We start from the raw sequence: 13,226 nt of genomic DNA, 5'->3' as shown, positions 1-13,226 counted from the left end.
TGCGTGTCGTCAGTCTTTCTCGCCGGCGGTAATCATCGACCTCAGCGGCTCTTGCGCCACATTCGCCTCGATTTCCGCGCGTCCGGGAGTGTCCGGTAGCGCCTTGCGGAAATTTTTCGCATAATCCGGTGGCATCTTCGGTGGCATCATCGGTTCGTACGGGTCGACCACGGCCTCGATGACCACCGGACCCTCAGCAGCCAGGGCAGCGTCGAGAACACCTTCCACCTCCTCGGCGCGAGAGACGCTGTAACCAATGCCGCCCATGGCTTCGGCGGCCATGGCGAAGTCGATGGGCTGGAGTTCGCAGGCGAATTGCGGGTTGCCGAGGAACATCATCTGCTCCCAGGCGATCTGATTGAGCATGCCGTTCTTGAGCACGAGCACCTTGAGTGGGACCCGGTACCGAACTGCCGTCGAGAACTCGCCGAGTTGCATCGCGAGACCGCCGTCGCCGACGACCGCGAAGACCGGCCGGCCGGGAAAGGCCAGGCCCGCGGCGATCGCATAGGGCAGTCCGCATGCCATCGAGGCCAGCGCGCCCGAGACGCCGAAGGCCTGCCCGTCACGCAGCTCGATATGGCGGGCCGCCATCTCGGTGTTCTGGCCGGAATCGGCAACCAGGATCGCATCATCGGGCAATCGTTTCCCAAATGCGCGTGTGACCACCTGGGGCTTGAGCGAAGTGGCGGCCTTTTGCTCCGACTGCGCCATCATCTCGCGCCAGCGTCGCATGCCCGCCTGCGCCTTCTCGAGGAAGCTGCGATCATCCTTGCGCTTCAGGCGCTTGTTCAGCAGTCGCAGCGTCACGGCGGCATCGCCGGCAAGGCCGGCCTCAATGGGATAGCGCAGGCCGATGCGCTGCGGGTCGCGCTCGATCTGCACCCCGCGCGCCTGTCCCGGCTTCGGGTAGTATTCGATGTAGGGAAAGGTCGAGCCGACGACGAGCAGCGCGTCACATTCCTCCATGATTTCCTGCGACGGCAGCGTGCCGAGAATCCCGATGCCGCCGGTCGTCAGCGGGTGATCGTCGGGCAAGGCAGCCTTACCGAGCAAGGCCTTTGCGACGGGGGCACCAAGCAGCTCCGCCGTCTCTTCCAACTCGTGCCTGGCACCAAGCGCGCCCCGACCGGCGAGGATCGCGACCTTTGTCGCCCCGTTCAGGATCTCGGCGGCTTTCGCAAGTTGTTCTTCGTCGGGAAGCCTGCTTCCTTCGAACCAACGATCCGGCGTATGCGACGGTTTGTTGCGCTTCGAGCGCTTGGCTTGGTCGAGCGTGTGCTCCTGCACATCGCTGGCGATCGACAGATGCGCAACGCCGCGACGTGCCAGCGCCGACCTGCAGGCGAGACCGGCCAGGCTTTCCATATGCGCCGCGTCGGAGACCTGCGCGTTGAAGACGGCGACATCGCTGAAGACGCGCGTCAAGTCGACATCCTGCTGGGTGAAGGTCTCGATAAGGTCGTGGAACTGCATGCCGGTAATGGCGAGCACCGGCGCTTGGTCGAGCTTGGCATCGTAGAGTCCCGTCAGGAGGTGTGTGCCGCCAGGGCCGGAAGTTGCGAGGCAGACACCGAGCTTGCCTGTCCATTTTGAGTAGGCGCACGCCATGAACGCCGCGGATTCCTCGTGCCGCACCTGAATGAAGCGGATGCGGTCCTGCCGCCCGCGCAGCGCCTCCATGATGCCATTGATGCCGTCGCCCGGCAGGCCAAAGATGATATCGACGTTCCAGTCGATCAGCGTCTCGATGAGGATGTCCGCGGCGGTCGGCATGTCTCAGTCCTACCGCGATGCGGATCCCGCCGCCTGGCTGCTCTTGTTCGCGGTCTTGTCAGTCTTACGCTGGTCTTTGTTGCCGCCGCGATTGCCGCCATGCAACTGGTCGGAAGATTGAGCGGTCTTGCCGTCTTCCAAATTAGTGGCCATGCGCAAAGCTCCCTTCATCCGGCCTGCCTAACCAGAAAGTCGGTGAGATGTTCCGTGCCCGAAGGCAATGCCGCCTACTCAGGTGCCCAAGGGAAACGTGTCAGGTATTACCCTCGATGAGGCGTGTTCGGCAGTTAGCGGCTGAACAGGCGAGGTGCGATCGAACAGACGAAGGCATCGAACTGCTGCGAGGCCGAGGATTGCATGTAGTGGCCGAGGCTGTCTGATCGCCAAAAGCTCTCGCGGCAGAGCTGGCCGATGTTCAGGTCGCGTCTTCGCAGGTCCCTATAGCCAGAGCGCAACGCCGCCCGGACCGTCCCCATAGGCGAACTCCTCGCACCCCTCGTCGACGATTTCTCGCCCGGGATTCCGCCTCAGTGGCGAAAGGACTCGTTCGTCGCGCACACCGCGGCGGGCGATGTGCGCCTCGACCATGCGGTGCCTGGCGTGCCGGTAGTCTGGGATGGCTCCTCGATAGCCTTAAAAAGACGGCAGGCTTAGTCGTCCTGCCTGCGCTTGTGGTGCTCGCTCTCCTGGTTTTCGCCGCGGATCATCTGGCGATCGTCCTTGTCGGTCAATTCCACGCCCTCGTCGCGTAGATTGGCGCCGTCTTGCCGCGCCTCGCGCTCCTGCTTGGTTCTCTTCAGCTCATCCTCGGCATTGAAATCGTCGCCGGCATTGCTGGTGTTCTCGCGCTTTTCGATGATGCGCAGCTGCTGCTCGTGGGTCTTCCGGCCGGCCATGGCAAGGCGCCTCCTACTTGTTCGTGCGTCCGGTCTGGTCAGGATTGATGCCGCCCTGAGGCGTGACATCGTTCTCGACATCGCCTTCGAACGTATTGTCCCCATCGAGAGCATCGTTCTCGTCGAGCATATCGCCGCCCTTGACCGCGCCCTTCGAGGTGCCGATTCCCGGGTTGTCTCGCAGATCCTTGTCCGTGGGCTGTTTAGTCTTGGGGTGTTGGTTGGTCATGGAATTTCTCAGCGCTGGTTGAGCTTGGACGAACGACGGTCCTGGCGCTGTCCAACTTCAACGTGGAGAAAATGTTCCGGAACATATTCGCTTGTCAGGTGCGCGTAAGCGGCCAGGCGGCCGCCGTCTCGGCTAGCGAAACTCCAGGCATGCCACATTACATCCCATTCCGAGGCGAATTGGCAGGCTAAAGTGAAAATCGAGACGGTCGAAAGCTTGCAAGGAGTGGGTGCTCTGTTCCGGTGGCGATCTCGGTTGCAAGCAGTTCGCCGGCAATCAAGCCAAGTGTTGCGCCGCTGTGGCTGAAGGCGACGTAATACCCCTCGATCTCCCGCAACTGGCCGAAGACCGGCTCGCCGTCTCCGGGGATCGGCTTGGGCCCGACACCGTAGCTCTCCAGTTCCAATTTCGGATGACCGTCGAGAACATTCGACGCTTCGTCGAGAAGCCCCTGGATGGTCGATGCTTTTACGCGATAAGTCCCGTCCGGATTGACTACCACCTCTTCTTCCGACCAGGCAGAATCGAGCGCGAGGGCGCCATCAGGCGTCGGCCGGATGGCGACGCGCGGCGTGTTGAGCACGGCGCGTAGCGGCAAGTCGACTGGCTTGGTCCTGACCAGCAGCGCGATCGGTGTCCCATCGGCAATACGCTGACCGGCCACTGCGACCATTCGCGGCACATCCGCACCGGTCGCCAGAAGCACCGCGTTGGCGGCGAAGCTGATCCCGCTGGTGGTGGTGACGCCGGTGGCGCGGCCGTTGGCGACGGTGACGGTAGCGCGTCCGGCCTCGGTGACCACCTGGCCGCCCCGCTCCACGAATTCCGCGATCAATATTTCAATCAGCGACGGCAGGTCGACCCAGCCCTCGCCCGGGTTGAAGATCGCGCCTTGAGGCGTGACAGCGCTTGCGCAGACACCCGGCGCGACCAACCTTATGGCGTCCGCGGACAGATGCTGCGCATCATAGCCGAGACGTTTTTCGTGAGCGAAGACATCGGCGATCTCGTTTGAGGCATCGTCCGCATCCCACGTCAGGCCACCGTCGAAACGCAGCCAGGCGGCATCCGGGCATCGCGCCGACAAACTGCGGTAGCGGTCGATACCGATCATGCGCAGGCGATGATATTCAGCCGAGCGCCTGCGCGCCGAATTGATCCAGGCGAGCGAGCGGCCGGAAGCTCCCTTGGCGAGCGGTCCATCATTGACCAGCACGGTCTCGATGCCGAGCCTTGCAAGATGAACGGCCGAGGAGACGCCAAAAATGCCGCCGCCGACGACAACGACCTTGGAAACCTGATGTGATGTAGCCATGAGATATCTTTCACTGGTGGAGGTTGGGTTGGGCGGCCGTCTTGAAGGGCTCATGCGTGATCAAAGCACTTCGGCAAGGAAGTGCTTCAGACGCGGGCTTTTCGGCGTGTCGAAAATCGCGGCAGGCGTGCCGGCCTCGATGATGCGACCTTCATCCATGAAGACGACCTGATCGGCGACCTTGCGGGCGAAGCCCATTTCATGCGTCACCACGACCATTGTCATGCCGCGCCGGCCGAGATCCGCCATGAGGTTGAGCACACCCTTCACCAGTTCTGGATCGAGTGCGCTCGTTACCTCATCGAACAAGATGACCTCCGGGTCCATCGCCAATGCACGAGCGATTGCCACACGCTGCTGCTGGCCACCGGAAAGGCTCCCTGGACGATGGTGTTTGCGGGTCGCAAGCCCGACGTCGGCAAGGCGCGCCTCGGCGATGCGCTCAGCTTCCTGTACAGGGAGCCCCTTTACCTTGGTCAGCGACAGCATGACGTTTTCGAGCGCGGTGTGGTCGGGAAACAGATTGAACTGCTGGAAAACCATGCCGACACGCCGGCGCAGTTTTTCAGGCTTCATCGCCAGGATGCTCGCACCATCGAGCAACACCTCACCGCCCTTGGGCTCGACCAGGCGGTTGAGGCAGCGCAGCAGGGTCGACTTGCCCGAACCTGATGGGCCAATCACGCATGTGACCGTGCCAGGCTTGACTGCCAGGCTGACGCCTTTGAGAACATCGAGGTCGCCATAGGCCATGTCGAGATCGGTGATGGCGAGACTGCCGCCCTTGAAGCGGGGCAGCGCTGAGCGGGCATCAGAGCCGGCCTCCGAAGGTGCACTGCCGGTGGCGCCCTCCAGTTCGCTCACTTCGGCCAGGCCGCTGATGACGAGGCCGGCCTTTTGCTTTCCGACCCGCAGCGAGTTGTCGATGTAGTTGACCACATGGGTCAACGGCACGGTGATGACGAGATAGAACACGCCGGCCAGAAGCAATGGCGAGAGGTTTCCGGTGACCACTGCCTGGTCCTGACCGACACGGAAGATCTCGCGCTCCGAGGCGAGCAGACCGAGGAAGTAGACAAGGCTTGAATCCTTGACGTTGCCGATGAACTGGTTGACGAGGGCCGGCAAGACGCGGCGGATGCCTTGCGGGATCACGATCAGGCGCATGCCTTGGCCGTAGCTCATGCTGAGCGCCCTGCAGGCCTCCATCTGCCCGCGCTCGACGCTCTGGATGCCCGAGCGGAAGATTTCGCCGATATAGGCGCCGGCGATCAGGCTCAGCGCAAGAATGCCGAGCGGGAAGGGCGAAGGGCCGAAGATTTCACGGCCGATGCGGGCAAAGCCCTGGCCTATCAGCAGGATGGTGACGATCGCCGGCAGCCCACGGAATATATCCGTGTAGACCCGCGCCGGAATGCGCAGCCAGCGCGATTGCGAGATGCCCATGACCGCCAGGATCATGCCGAGGATGACACCCAGCACCGTCGACGCGGCGGCGAGGATCAACGTGTTCTTCAATCCGATGGTGATCATGCTGGGCAGCACGTCCGCCATGGCCTGCCAGTCGAGGAAACTGCGCCGCAGGTTTTCGAGCCAGTTCATTCGCCCCCCTTTCGGTTGCGCTATTCACATCGTCCGCATCAAGGACGGCGGCGTAATCCGGCCGCCGGCATGAGAGCCAGCGGCCGGGTACGGTCTACTTCTTGGGAAGATACTGGTCGGGCATCGGCGAGCCGGGGAACCACTTTTCATAAAGCGTTTTCCAGGTGCCGTCCTGCATGGCCGCATGAAGGGCGGTGTTCAGCGCATTGCGGAGCTTGTCGTTGCCCTTGCGCAGGACGAAGCCGGCCGGCGCGTCAAAGGAAGGAATATTGACCGCGATCTTCAGGTTCGGATAGCGAACGCCATAGTCCTTGGCAGCCTCGTAATCGAGGAAGTGGGCATCCACGGTTCCGTTGTTAAGCGCCGAAACGGCGGAGTTGTTGTCGGGGAATTTGACGAGATCGGTTCCGACAAAATTCTTCGCCGCGTAGATTTCCTGGAGCGTGCCTTGCACGACGCCGAGACGTTTGCCCTTGAGCCCGTCCGCCGACGTGATCGCCTTGTCGGCAGTAAGCACGGACAGATAGCCTGCGATATACCCGTCGGAAAAGTCGACGGTCTTCTTGCGTGCTTCCGTCGTGCCGATTGCCGCGACCGCGACATCGAAACGCTCGTTTGCAACCGAAGGCATCAGCGCCGAGAATTCCTGGCCGGTGAAGATCACCTGGTCGGGCTTGAAGCCAAGGCGGCTCGCGACGTTGCGGAACAATTCGATGTCGAAGCCGGTGAACGACCCATCGGCCTGGGTGAAAGCGTAGGGTTTGGCATCGCCCATGGTTCCGACGCTGATGACCTTCGCATCAATGAGGCCATAGGGATTGTCATCCGCGGCGGCCGCTCCTGAAACCAGCCCGGCGCCGACGCACATCGCCATAAGAGCCATTGCGCCGGTTCTGACCGGGCACATCAACGACTTGAGAATTTCTTTCCTGCTCATGTCTTTCTCCACTCTGAAGGTCTGTTCTTCTTGGTATTTCCGTCGAGCCGCCATCTGGCGCGCCGACATGCCCTTGCCGAAATCACGGTCCGTCACGCCTCTCGGCTCCACTCCTTTTAAAGAGACCGGTCTCATATTGCGTGAGACCGGTCTCTTTGTTAATCGTTATCGCCACCTTGACCTCCCGTCAACAACTCTTGTAGTCGTCATCCGATGAAAAGGACCGCCCCCAAGACCCCGTCGATAACGGTCAGCGACGTCGCCCGCGCGGCCAACGTTTCGAAAGCGACAGCCGCGCGCGTGCTCGGCGGATACGGCGTCGTCAGCGACATGATCCGCGCGGAAGTCATGGCCGCGGCCAAGGCCTTGGACTATCGTGCGAACGAGCTCGCCCGCAGCATGACGACCGGCCGCTCCGGCATCATCGGCGTGGTTGTCGGCGACATCGAGAACCCGTTCTTCAGCCTCGCGGTACGCGGCATCAGCGACGCGGCAAAGGCAGCCGGGTTCAACGTCATCCTGGCCAATTCCGGCGAGAAGATCGAGGCGGAAAAGGCGGCCGTGAAACTGCTCATCGGCAAGCGCGTCGACGGGCTGATCGTCACGCCGTCGGAATCGCGCGACATCGCGCACCTGCGCGATATCCACCGCTCGGGCCGACCGCTTGCCCTGCTGGATAGGGCGCTGGCAGATCTGGATGTCGATACGGTCACGACCGACGATCGCGGCATCGCCATGCTGGCGACCCGCTTTCTAGCCGATGCCGGCCACCGCAACATCGCCTATGTGACCGCGGTCGACGCCGAAGGGCACGAGTACCGCGATCTCGGGCAGATCTACACCTCGTCGGTCCGTGAGCGCATCGACGGTTTCCTCACCGTGTGCCGAGAGGCCGGACTTGATCGGCCAGAACGCTTTGTTCGCCTTGGCGCGACAAGCCCCACCGAAACGCGCAGGGTTGCCGGCGAGATGCTGTCGGCGCCGGATCGGCCGACGGCGATCCTCGCCTCCGACAGCGTCATTGCGCTGGAGATCTTCAAGGTGACCCGCGAGCGCGGCCTGCGGGTTCCCGACGACATTTCGCTCATCACTTTCCATGATGCGGACTGGACGAGCGTCACCACGCCGCCCATCACCGTTATCGACCAGCCCGTCTACGCGCTTGGCAAGAGCGTCGCGGAATTGCTCATCCGGCGATTGAAGGGAGATTCCCGCCCGGCGGAAAGGCTCGTTTTGCCGACCGCCATCATTGCACGCGGATCCGTTGGCCCGCCCTTGAATGGAAAGCCCCAAGTGCGCCAAGCATAGGTGTGGCGGCGATACGGCCCACATTGAATACGCTAGGGAGCCAAGGTCGACGCACCCCCGCTTTAAGACTGATACGGGTCAATGAAGCCCAGCAAACACCCTGATCGCAATGCCACGTCCACCGTCATCGGGACGGCACGTGCCGGCTCATGGTTTGAAGAGCGTGACGATGAGCCAGATGCCCGGCTAATTCTTGCGCCTGCCTGGCTTCAGGGCCGCCAAAAGATTGGTGATCCTGCCCGCCTTGCGGTTGCGGATCTCGGCCTCGTTCTTGCGGCCCACCGCCGCGCGGACAAGTCTGGCGCCGAGATAACGCAAAGGCTCGGGCGGCAGCGACATGCGCCGCTCCATGCCGACCAGACCGCTTTCGCTCCAGCGATCCTTTCGCTCGAGCACCAGGCTCGCCAGAATGCGTCCGGCTATCGGCGTCTGCGCGATGCCGGTGCCGTTGAATCCCATGCCGTAGAAGATATTGGGATGATCGCGCAGGTGGTCGAAGACAGGAACGTGTTCAGGCACGCAGTCGATCGGCCCCGACCAGTCATATTCGATCGCCACACCGCGCAGCGACGGGTAGACCCGATGCAGCTCTCGCATATTGTCGCGACCGTGCTCCGGGCTGCGGTTGAAGCTGGCGCCGAAATTTCCACTGAAGGCGACGTTGCCGCTGCCACGACCGAAGACCACCCTGCCCCCGATGGTGCGCTGGTAGTAGAGCACCTGGGCCTGGGAATCGCAGATCGAGGCACCGTCGCGCCAACCGATGCTGTCGAGCAGTTCGGGAACGGCGGCAGTGGCAATCACCTCGCTGCCGACCACATAAAGATGTCGCCGCAGTTCCGGCAGCGCGGAAAGCCAGGCGTTGGCGGCAAGCACGATTTTGTCAGCCCGTACCGCGCCATGCGCCGTGCGCACCGTGCATGTCATGCCGGGTTCGATGGCGAGGACCGGGCTGCGCTCATGGATGATGACGCCGCGTGCCAGTGCCAGCTTGCGCAATCCGATGGCAAGTTTGGCGGGATGGACCGTGCCGGCAGTGGTCTCGACGACGCCGACATAGGAGGCCGATGAACCGGTGCGGCGTTGAATGTCCTCGGCTGTCAGCGGGCTGAAACGGTTTTCTCCAACAGCTGCCGTCAAGGCCACGGCGGTCTCCCAGGCGCCTTCCTGCGCAATGGAGCTTGCTGTCCACAACCATCCGTCCAGCCTCAGGTCCATGTCTATGGTGCCGTTTTGCTGCAGCGTCTTCAGCTCCGCGATCGATGCCACCGTGTCGGCGCACAGCAGGCGCGCTTCCTCGAGACCGACGACCGCACTGATCTGGTCGATTTCGGCGAACCATGAATGGACCTGACCGCCGTTGCGCCCCGAGGCCCCCGATCCGCACAGATCGGCTTCAAGGATCACCACCCGCGTTTGCGGCGCAAGTTCAAGGATCCGCAGCGCCGTCCACAGACCGGTATAGCCGCCACCGACGATCACCACGTCGGCGCGCTCGTCGCCTCGCAATGGCTCGGTCGCAGGGGCGGCGGCAATGTCCTGCAGCCAAAACGACCGGTCAGATGCAAGCGCGACCGCAGGCTGCCGCAAACGAATTGTACTCACGCTTGGGCTCCCTGCGCATCGACAATGAAGCTGGCATATTTGGCTGGCAGCCAATCGGGTATCGGACGCGGTCTCTGGGGAAACCCGCCAAGATGGGTGCAGGTCTGCGCCGCCGCGATCGACGCCCTGTGCAATGCCTCCAGGGCGCCGAGGCCGCCGAAATGGAAGCCGGCGAGGAAAGTGGCAATGAAACTGTCGCCGGCGCCACACGTATCCACGACATCGACAAGCGTCGCCGGCGCATGCACGACATTCGTGCCATCGTCGAAGTAGGAGCCGCGTCGACCACAGGTCAAAACTACCTGCCTTGCGCCGGCCGCCCTGAGCGCGCCCAGCGATGGCTCGATGGGAACATCGACATCGTCCGGTCCGGACGCAAACAAAAGCGGGACACCGTCGAGCGGCAGCGCCATATGGGCGGTCGATAGATCGATGCTGAACGGCACATGGTCCGCCACCAATCGTTGAACAAGGTGCTTGTTGGCGTTGGTGCCGAGATGCACCCAGTCGGCCGCGGCGATGACCGCATAATGCGCGGGCGCCGGCATGTAGTTTTCGCCCACACCGAAGGATTCGTGCAGGAACTTCCGGTCGCCGGATTCATCGCGCAGCAAGGTGACGGCCGTATCGCCGGGACGCCGTTCGACGTCGTCCGGAGATAGGCCGGCACCTTGCAGTTCGGCAAGCACCACGTCGCCTTCGGGATCGTTCCCGACGGCGCCGAAATAGCGCGCGGACCAGCCGTTGCGCCGCCATTGCGCCGCGACATTCAAGGCATTGCCGCCCACCGTCATCAAGTTGTTGGTCAAATAGGCATCAAGGCAATTGTCCCCGACCGCGATAAGCTTTTTCGACCTCATGCCGGCACCGTTGCGCGATCGATATACGGCGCGATGGCGCCAAGGCAGCGTGTCCAGGCTTTTACCGGATCGAGCGCGTAGGAGCCGTTGCCGAACGGCTCGAAGGTGAACTTACCGGCATAGCCGAGGCGCGCGAGTTCGCTGACATAGTGGTCGAGCGGCAGCGTGCCCTCCCCCCACACCAGATGCCCGCCTGGCGTGCCGTCGACCAGATGAACATGCGCCAGCCGCGAGCCGAACAGGTCGACATAGCCGGCCACGGTGTCGCCGGCCGTGGCCATGGCGACAGTGTCGAGCACGATATCGATATTGCCGGCGCCCACCTCATCCAGCATTTGGCGCAGGCCTGCCGCATTATTGACGAGGTTGCTCTCGAACCGCTGCAACGGCTCGAGCAGGCAGCGCACCCCGTTTGCGGCGGCGCGCCGGGCGATCTCGCCGATCGAACCGACCGCGCGGTCCCATGCCGGTTGCCGGGGTTCGCTCTCGTAGCCCCGGCCGGGCGTCAGGAAGAGATAGCGGGCGCCAAGCGCCGCGCAGATGTCGGCTGCACGCCAAAACCGCTCGATGCTGTCCTGGCGCAGTGCGGCGTCGCCGGAGGCAATGTTGATTGGATACAACACCTGCTCAGGCGTAAAGCACCAGGCCGACAGCTCGTTGTCGGCGAGTACCCGGCGAACGGATTCGACACGTGCGTCCGTGGCGTGGAACAGGTCCAGATGCTGGGCAATCCCCCACAGCTCGATCTCGCGCAGGCCAAAGCCTCGGATCGTCCTGGCGACCTCATCGAAGGGGAAGTGCTGGAAGCTGAAATTGGCTCCGATCAGCTGATGAGCAGCGAGCTGCGGCATGAAGGCTCCTTTCGGGAATTGTTATTTGCCGATGCCTTCGGCCAAGCCACGGATGAAGTAGCGTTGCGCGCCAAAGAACACGATCACGATAGGCAGCGCCGAGATCGTCATGGCCGCGAACACCACGGCATAGTTGGTCCCGTGGGTTGCCATGATCGACGTCAGTCCGACCGGCAGCGTCTGCACATCCGAGCCGCTCGTGAAGATCATGGCGAAGAGATATTCGTTCCAGGCGAACAGGACGTGCAGGATGACGCAGGAAATGATGATCGGCCGGCACAGCGGCAAGGTGATGCGCCAGAAGATCTGACCCTCGCTGGCGCCATCCATCGTCGCCGCCTCGTCGATGTCTTCAGGCAGATCCAGCATGTAGGCGCGGATGAGGAAGGTGGTGAACGGCACACGGAACGCCGTGTAGAGAATGATCAGCGCCCAGTAGGTGTTGTAGAGACCGAGCGCCTGCAACATCTTCACCAGTGGAATGATCGCCACCGTGGGGCTCAGCATCAAGCCGCCCAGAACGATGGCGATAACCAGCGGCTTTGCCGGCATCTTGGTGCGGGTCAGGCCGAAAGCCGTCCAGGCGCTGATCAGCACGGTGCATATGGCCGAAGCGACGGTCACCAGCACCGAGACTGTCACGTAGCCACGCACGCCCTGGTTCCACGCTTGCACGTAATTGTTCCACGACCAATGGGTGGGCAGGGCGAAGGGATCGCCGAAGATCTGCGCATTGTCCTTGAAGCCGCTCAGCGCCATCCAGATCAGCGGATAGATGACGACGACACCAAGGCAGACCAGGAATGAATAGAGCAACGTCCTGGCGATGACCGACCACACATTGACGTGCCGGCTGCGACCGGCTGCGACCATCGCACTCATAGCTGCACCCGGCGGCGCTTGGTGTACCAGAGCTGTGCCGCACCTGTGAGCATGGTCAACATGAAGATGACGGCGGCGATCGCCGCGCCATAGCCGAAATTGTCCTCGATGAAGGCCTTCTGGTAGAGCCACGTGCCCAGCACCTGGCTGCTGTTGTTGGGCCCGCCCGCGGTCATCACCATGACCTCGTTGAACACCTGGAACGCGCCCGTGATGGTGACGATGATCATCAACCCCGTCATTTCCCGGGTCAGCGGAAAGGTGATGCTCCACAGGCGGCGAAGCGGGCCTGCGCCGTCGATCGTTGCGGCATCGTAGAGGTCGCGCGGGATCTTCTGGATGGCGATGGCGAACAGCAGCGTCGAATAGCCAAAACCCTGCCATTGGCTCATGGCGATGATGGCATAGATGGCGGTGTGTTCATTGCCGAGCCAAGGCATGACGAGCTGGCTCAGTCCAACACGGCTGAGCGCGGCATCCAGCAAGCCGATCTGCGGCTGGTAGATGAAATAAAACAGCAGGCCGGTCACTGTGATCGAGATTGCCGACGGCACGAAATAGACGGCGCGCCACAGCCGGCGCCAGCTTTCGCTTTTCAGGTCCTCGATAATGGCCGCCAGCAGGAACGCGCCGAAGACCTGGAAGATGACGGAGATGAGAGCGTAGAGGCAGTTGTTCCACAGCGCCAGCAGCACGACCGGGTCATGCAGCAGCCGGTCGTAGTTGGCGAGGCCGACATTGGTGACCTCGCCGGTGTAGATGTCCTGGTCGGTGGTGCTGACGATGAAATTGTCGACGATCGGATAATAGACGAACCAGCCGATGAGGATGAGCGCGATCGCCGCCCATCGCAACGACAACAGGTTGGCGAAGCGCGCCCGCCGGCTCTTTGGCCGTTGCGGCTTGGCGACGCCGATGTCGGCGCCGCTGTCCACTGTGTCCGAGGCCCTTGCCATGCTCGCCTG

At 62.6% G+C, this 13,226-nt stretch carries 14 protein-coding genes; 1 reads left to right on the top strand and 13 read right to left on the bottom strand.

The genetic code is table 11. The features are described 5' to 3' along the window. Positions 1–9 precede the first annotated feature (9 nt). The 8 genes from AC3EMP_RS11450 to AC3EMP_RS11415 all read right to left on the bottom strand — a co-directional run bounded on the left by AC3EMP_RS11450 (position 10) and on the right by AC3EMP_RS11415 (position 6,755). Positions 10–1,776, bottom strand: coding sequence for a thiamine pyrophosphate-dependent enzyme (locus AC3EMP_RS11450; protein ID WP_023695158.1), 1,767 nt, complete (start codon positions 1,774–1,776; stop codon positions 10–12). 9 nt (positions 1,777–1,785) lie between these two features. Beyond that, positions 1,786–1,947, bottom strand: coding sequence for a hypothetical protein (locus AC3EMP_RS11445; RefSeq protein ID WP_023695157.1), 162 nt, complete (start codon positions 1,945–1,947; stop codon positions 1,786–1,788). 116 nt (positions 1,948–2,063) lie between these two features. Beyond that, positions 2,064–2,252 carry a hypothetical protein gene (locus AC3EMP_RS11440; RefSeq protein WP_023707234.1) on the bottom strand — a complete coding sequence of 63 codons (189 nt, stop codon included), beginning with the start codon at positions 2,250–2,252 and terminating at the stop codon, positions 2,064–2,066. A 174-nt stretch (positions 2,253–2,426) separates the two neighbouring features. Continuing rightward, positions 2,427–2,672 carry a hypothetical protein gene (locus AC3EMP_RS11435; protein WP_023667758.1) on the bottom strand — a complete coding sequence of 82 codons (246 nt, stop codon included), beginning with the start codon at positions 2,670–2,672 and terminating at the stop codon, positions 2,427–2,429. Positions 2,673–2,685: 13 nt separating this feature from the next. After that, complete coding sequence (locus AC3EMP_RS11430) at positions 2,686–2,901, bottom strand: hypothetical protein (RefSeq protein WP_023667757.1); 216 nt, start codon at positions 2,899–2,901, stop codon at positions 2,686–2,688. 187 nt (positions 2,902–3,088) lie between these two features. Beyond that, positions 3,089–4,216, bottom strand: a complete 1,128-nt coding sequence (locus AC3EMP_RS11425) for an NAD(P)/FAD-dependent oxidoreductase (RefSeq protein ID WP_352712820.1) — start codon at positions 4,214–4,216, stop codon at positions 3,089–3,091. A 60-nt stretch (positions 4,217–4,276) separates the two neighbouring features. Further along, the gene (locus tag AC3EMP_RS11420) at positions 4,277–5,818 is read right to left on the bottom strand and encodes an amino acid ABC transporter permease/ATP-binding protein (RefSeq protein ID WP_023667755.1); all 1,542 of its coding nucleotides are present in this window, start codon (positions 5,816–5,818) and stop codon (positions 4,277–4,279) included. A gap of 94 nt (positions 5,819–5,912) precedes the next feature. After that, entirely contained in the window at positions 5,913–6,755 is an 843-nt protein-coding gene (locus tag AC3EMP_RS11415) for an ABC transporter substrate-binding protein (protein WP_023692311.1), read from the bottom strand. Positions 6,756–6,968: 213 nt separating this feature from the next. Between AC3EMP_RS11415 and AC3EMP_RS11410 the strand changes: the two genes are divergently transcribed. Beyond that, positions 6,969–8,063, top strand: coding sequence for a LacI family DNA-binding transcriptional regulator (locus tag AC3EMP_RS11410; protein ID WP_023692312.1), 1,095 nt, complete (start codon positions 6,969–6,971; stop codon positions 8,061–8,063). A gap of 186 nt (positions 8,064–8,249) precedes the next feature. Here the strand turns inward: AC3EMP_RS11410 and AC3EMP_RS11405 are convergent, their stop codons facing one another. From AC3EMP_RS11405 to AC3EMP_RS11385, 5 genes are read right to left on the bottom strand one after another with little or no spacing between them, the layout of a single operon-like run. Continuing rightward, positions 8,250–9,668 (bottom strand): NAD(P)/FAD-dependent oxidoreductase, encoded by a 1,419-nt coding sequence (locus AC3EMP_RS11405; RefSeq protein ID WP_352712822.1) that lies wholly within the window; start codon positions 9,666–9,668, stop codon positions 8,250–8,252. After that, the gene (locus AC3EMP_RS11400) at positions 9,665–10,528 is read right to left on the bottom strand and encodes a PfkB family carbohydrate kinase (RefSeq protein WP_023695150.1); all 864 of its coding nucleotides are present in this window, start codon (positions 10,526–10,528) and stop codon (positions 9,665–9,667) included. Before AC3EMP_RS11400 ends, AC3EMP_RS11405 begins: the two co-directional genes overlap by 4 nt. After that, complete coding sequence (locus AC3EMP_RS11395; RefSeq protein WP_023686872.1) at positions 10,525–11,379, bottom strand: sugar phosphate isomerase/epimerase family protein; 855 nt, start codon at positions 11,377–11,379, stop codon at positions 10,525–10,527. Before AC3EMP_RS11395 ends, AC3EMP_RS11400 begins: the two co-directional genes overlap by 4 nt. 21 nt (positions 11,380–11,400) lie before the next feature. Then, the gene (locus tag AC3EMP_RS11390; protein WP_023686871.1) at positions 11,401–12,261 is read right to left on the bottom strand and encodes a carbohydrate ABC transporter permease; all 861 of its coding nucleotides are present in this window, start codon (positions 12,259–12,261) and stop codon (positions 11,401–11,403) included. Further along, positions 12,258–13,217, bottom strand: a complete 960-nt coding sequence (locus AC3EMP_RS11385) for a carbohydrate ABC transporter permease (RefSeq protein WP_352538458.1) — start codon at positions 13,215–13,217, stop codon at positions 12,258–12,260. The genes AC3EMP_RS11390 and AC3EMP_RS11385 overlap by 4 nt, the downstream gene beginning before the upstream one ends. Positions 13,218–13,226: the final 9 nt, after the last annotated feature.

The sequence above is a fragment of the Mesorhizobium sp. P160219 genome (assembly GCF_057786095.1).
This window is presented reverse-complemented; position numbering and strand designations above follow the sequence as displayed.

Coding starts and splice junctions, on each gene's coding strand:
- AC3EMP_RS11400 (WP_023695150.1), bottom strand. CDS start 10,528: ATGAGGTCGAAAAAGCTTATCGCGGTCGGGGACAATTGCCTTGATGCC.
- AC3EMP_RS11435 (WP_023667758.1), bottom strand. CDS start 2,672: ATGGCCGGCCGGAAGACCCACGAGCAGCAGCTGCGCATCATCGAAAAG.
- AC3EMP_RS11395 (WP_023686872.1), bottom strand. CDS start 11,379: ATGCCGCAGCTCGCTGCTCATCAGCTGATCGGAGCCAATTTCAGCTTC.
- AC3EMP_RS11425 (WP_352712820.1), bottom strand. CDS start 4,216: ATGGCTACATCACATCAGGTTTCCAAGGTCGTTGTCGTCGGCGGCGGC.
- AC3EMP_RS11445 (WP_023695157.1), bottom strand. CDS start 1,947: ATGAAGGGAGCTTTGCGCATGGCCACTAATTTGGAAGACGGCAAGACC.
- AC3EMP_RS11415 (WP_023692311.1), bottom strand. CDS start 6,755: ATGAGCAGGAAAGAAATTCTCAAGTCGTTGATGTGCCCGGTCAGAACC.
- AC3EMP_RS11420 (WP_023667755.1), bottom strand. CDS start 5,818: ATGAACTGGCTCGAAAACCTGCGGCGCAGTTTCCTCGACTGGCAGGCC.
- AC3EMP_RS11450 (WP_023695158.1), bottom strand. CDS start 1,776: ATGCCGACCGCCGCGGACATCCTCATCGAGACGCTGATCGACTGGAAC.
- AC3EMP_RS11385 (WP_352538458.1), bottom strand. CDS start 13,217: ATGGCAAGGGCCTCGGACACAGTGGACAGCGGCGCCGACATCGGCGTC.
- AC3EMP_RS11440 (WP_023707234.1), bottom strand. CDS start 2,252: ATGGGGACGGTCCGGGCGGCGTTGCGCTCTGGCTATAGGGACCTGCGA.
- AC3EMP_RS11430 (WP_023667757.1), bottom strand. CDS start 2,901: ATGACCAACCAACACCCCAAGACTAAACAGCCCACGGACAAGGATCTG.
- AC3EMP_RS11410 (WP_023692312.1), top strand. CDS start 6,969: ATGAAAAGGACCGCCCCCAAGACCCCGTCGATAACGGTCAGCGACGTC.
- AC3EMP_RS11390 (WP_023686871.1), bottom strand. CDS start 12,261: ATGAGTGCGATGGTCGCAGCCGGTCGCAGCCGGCACGTCAATGTGTGG.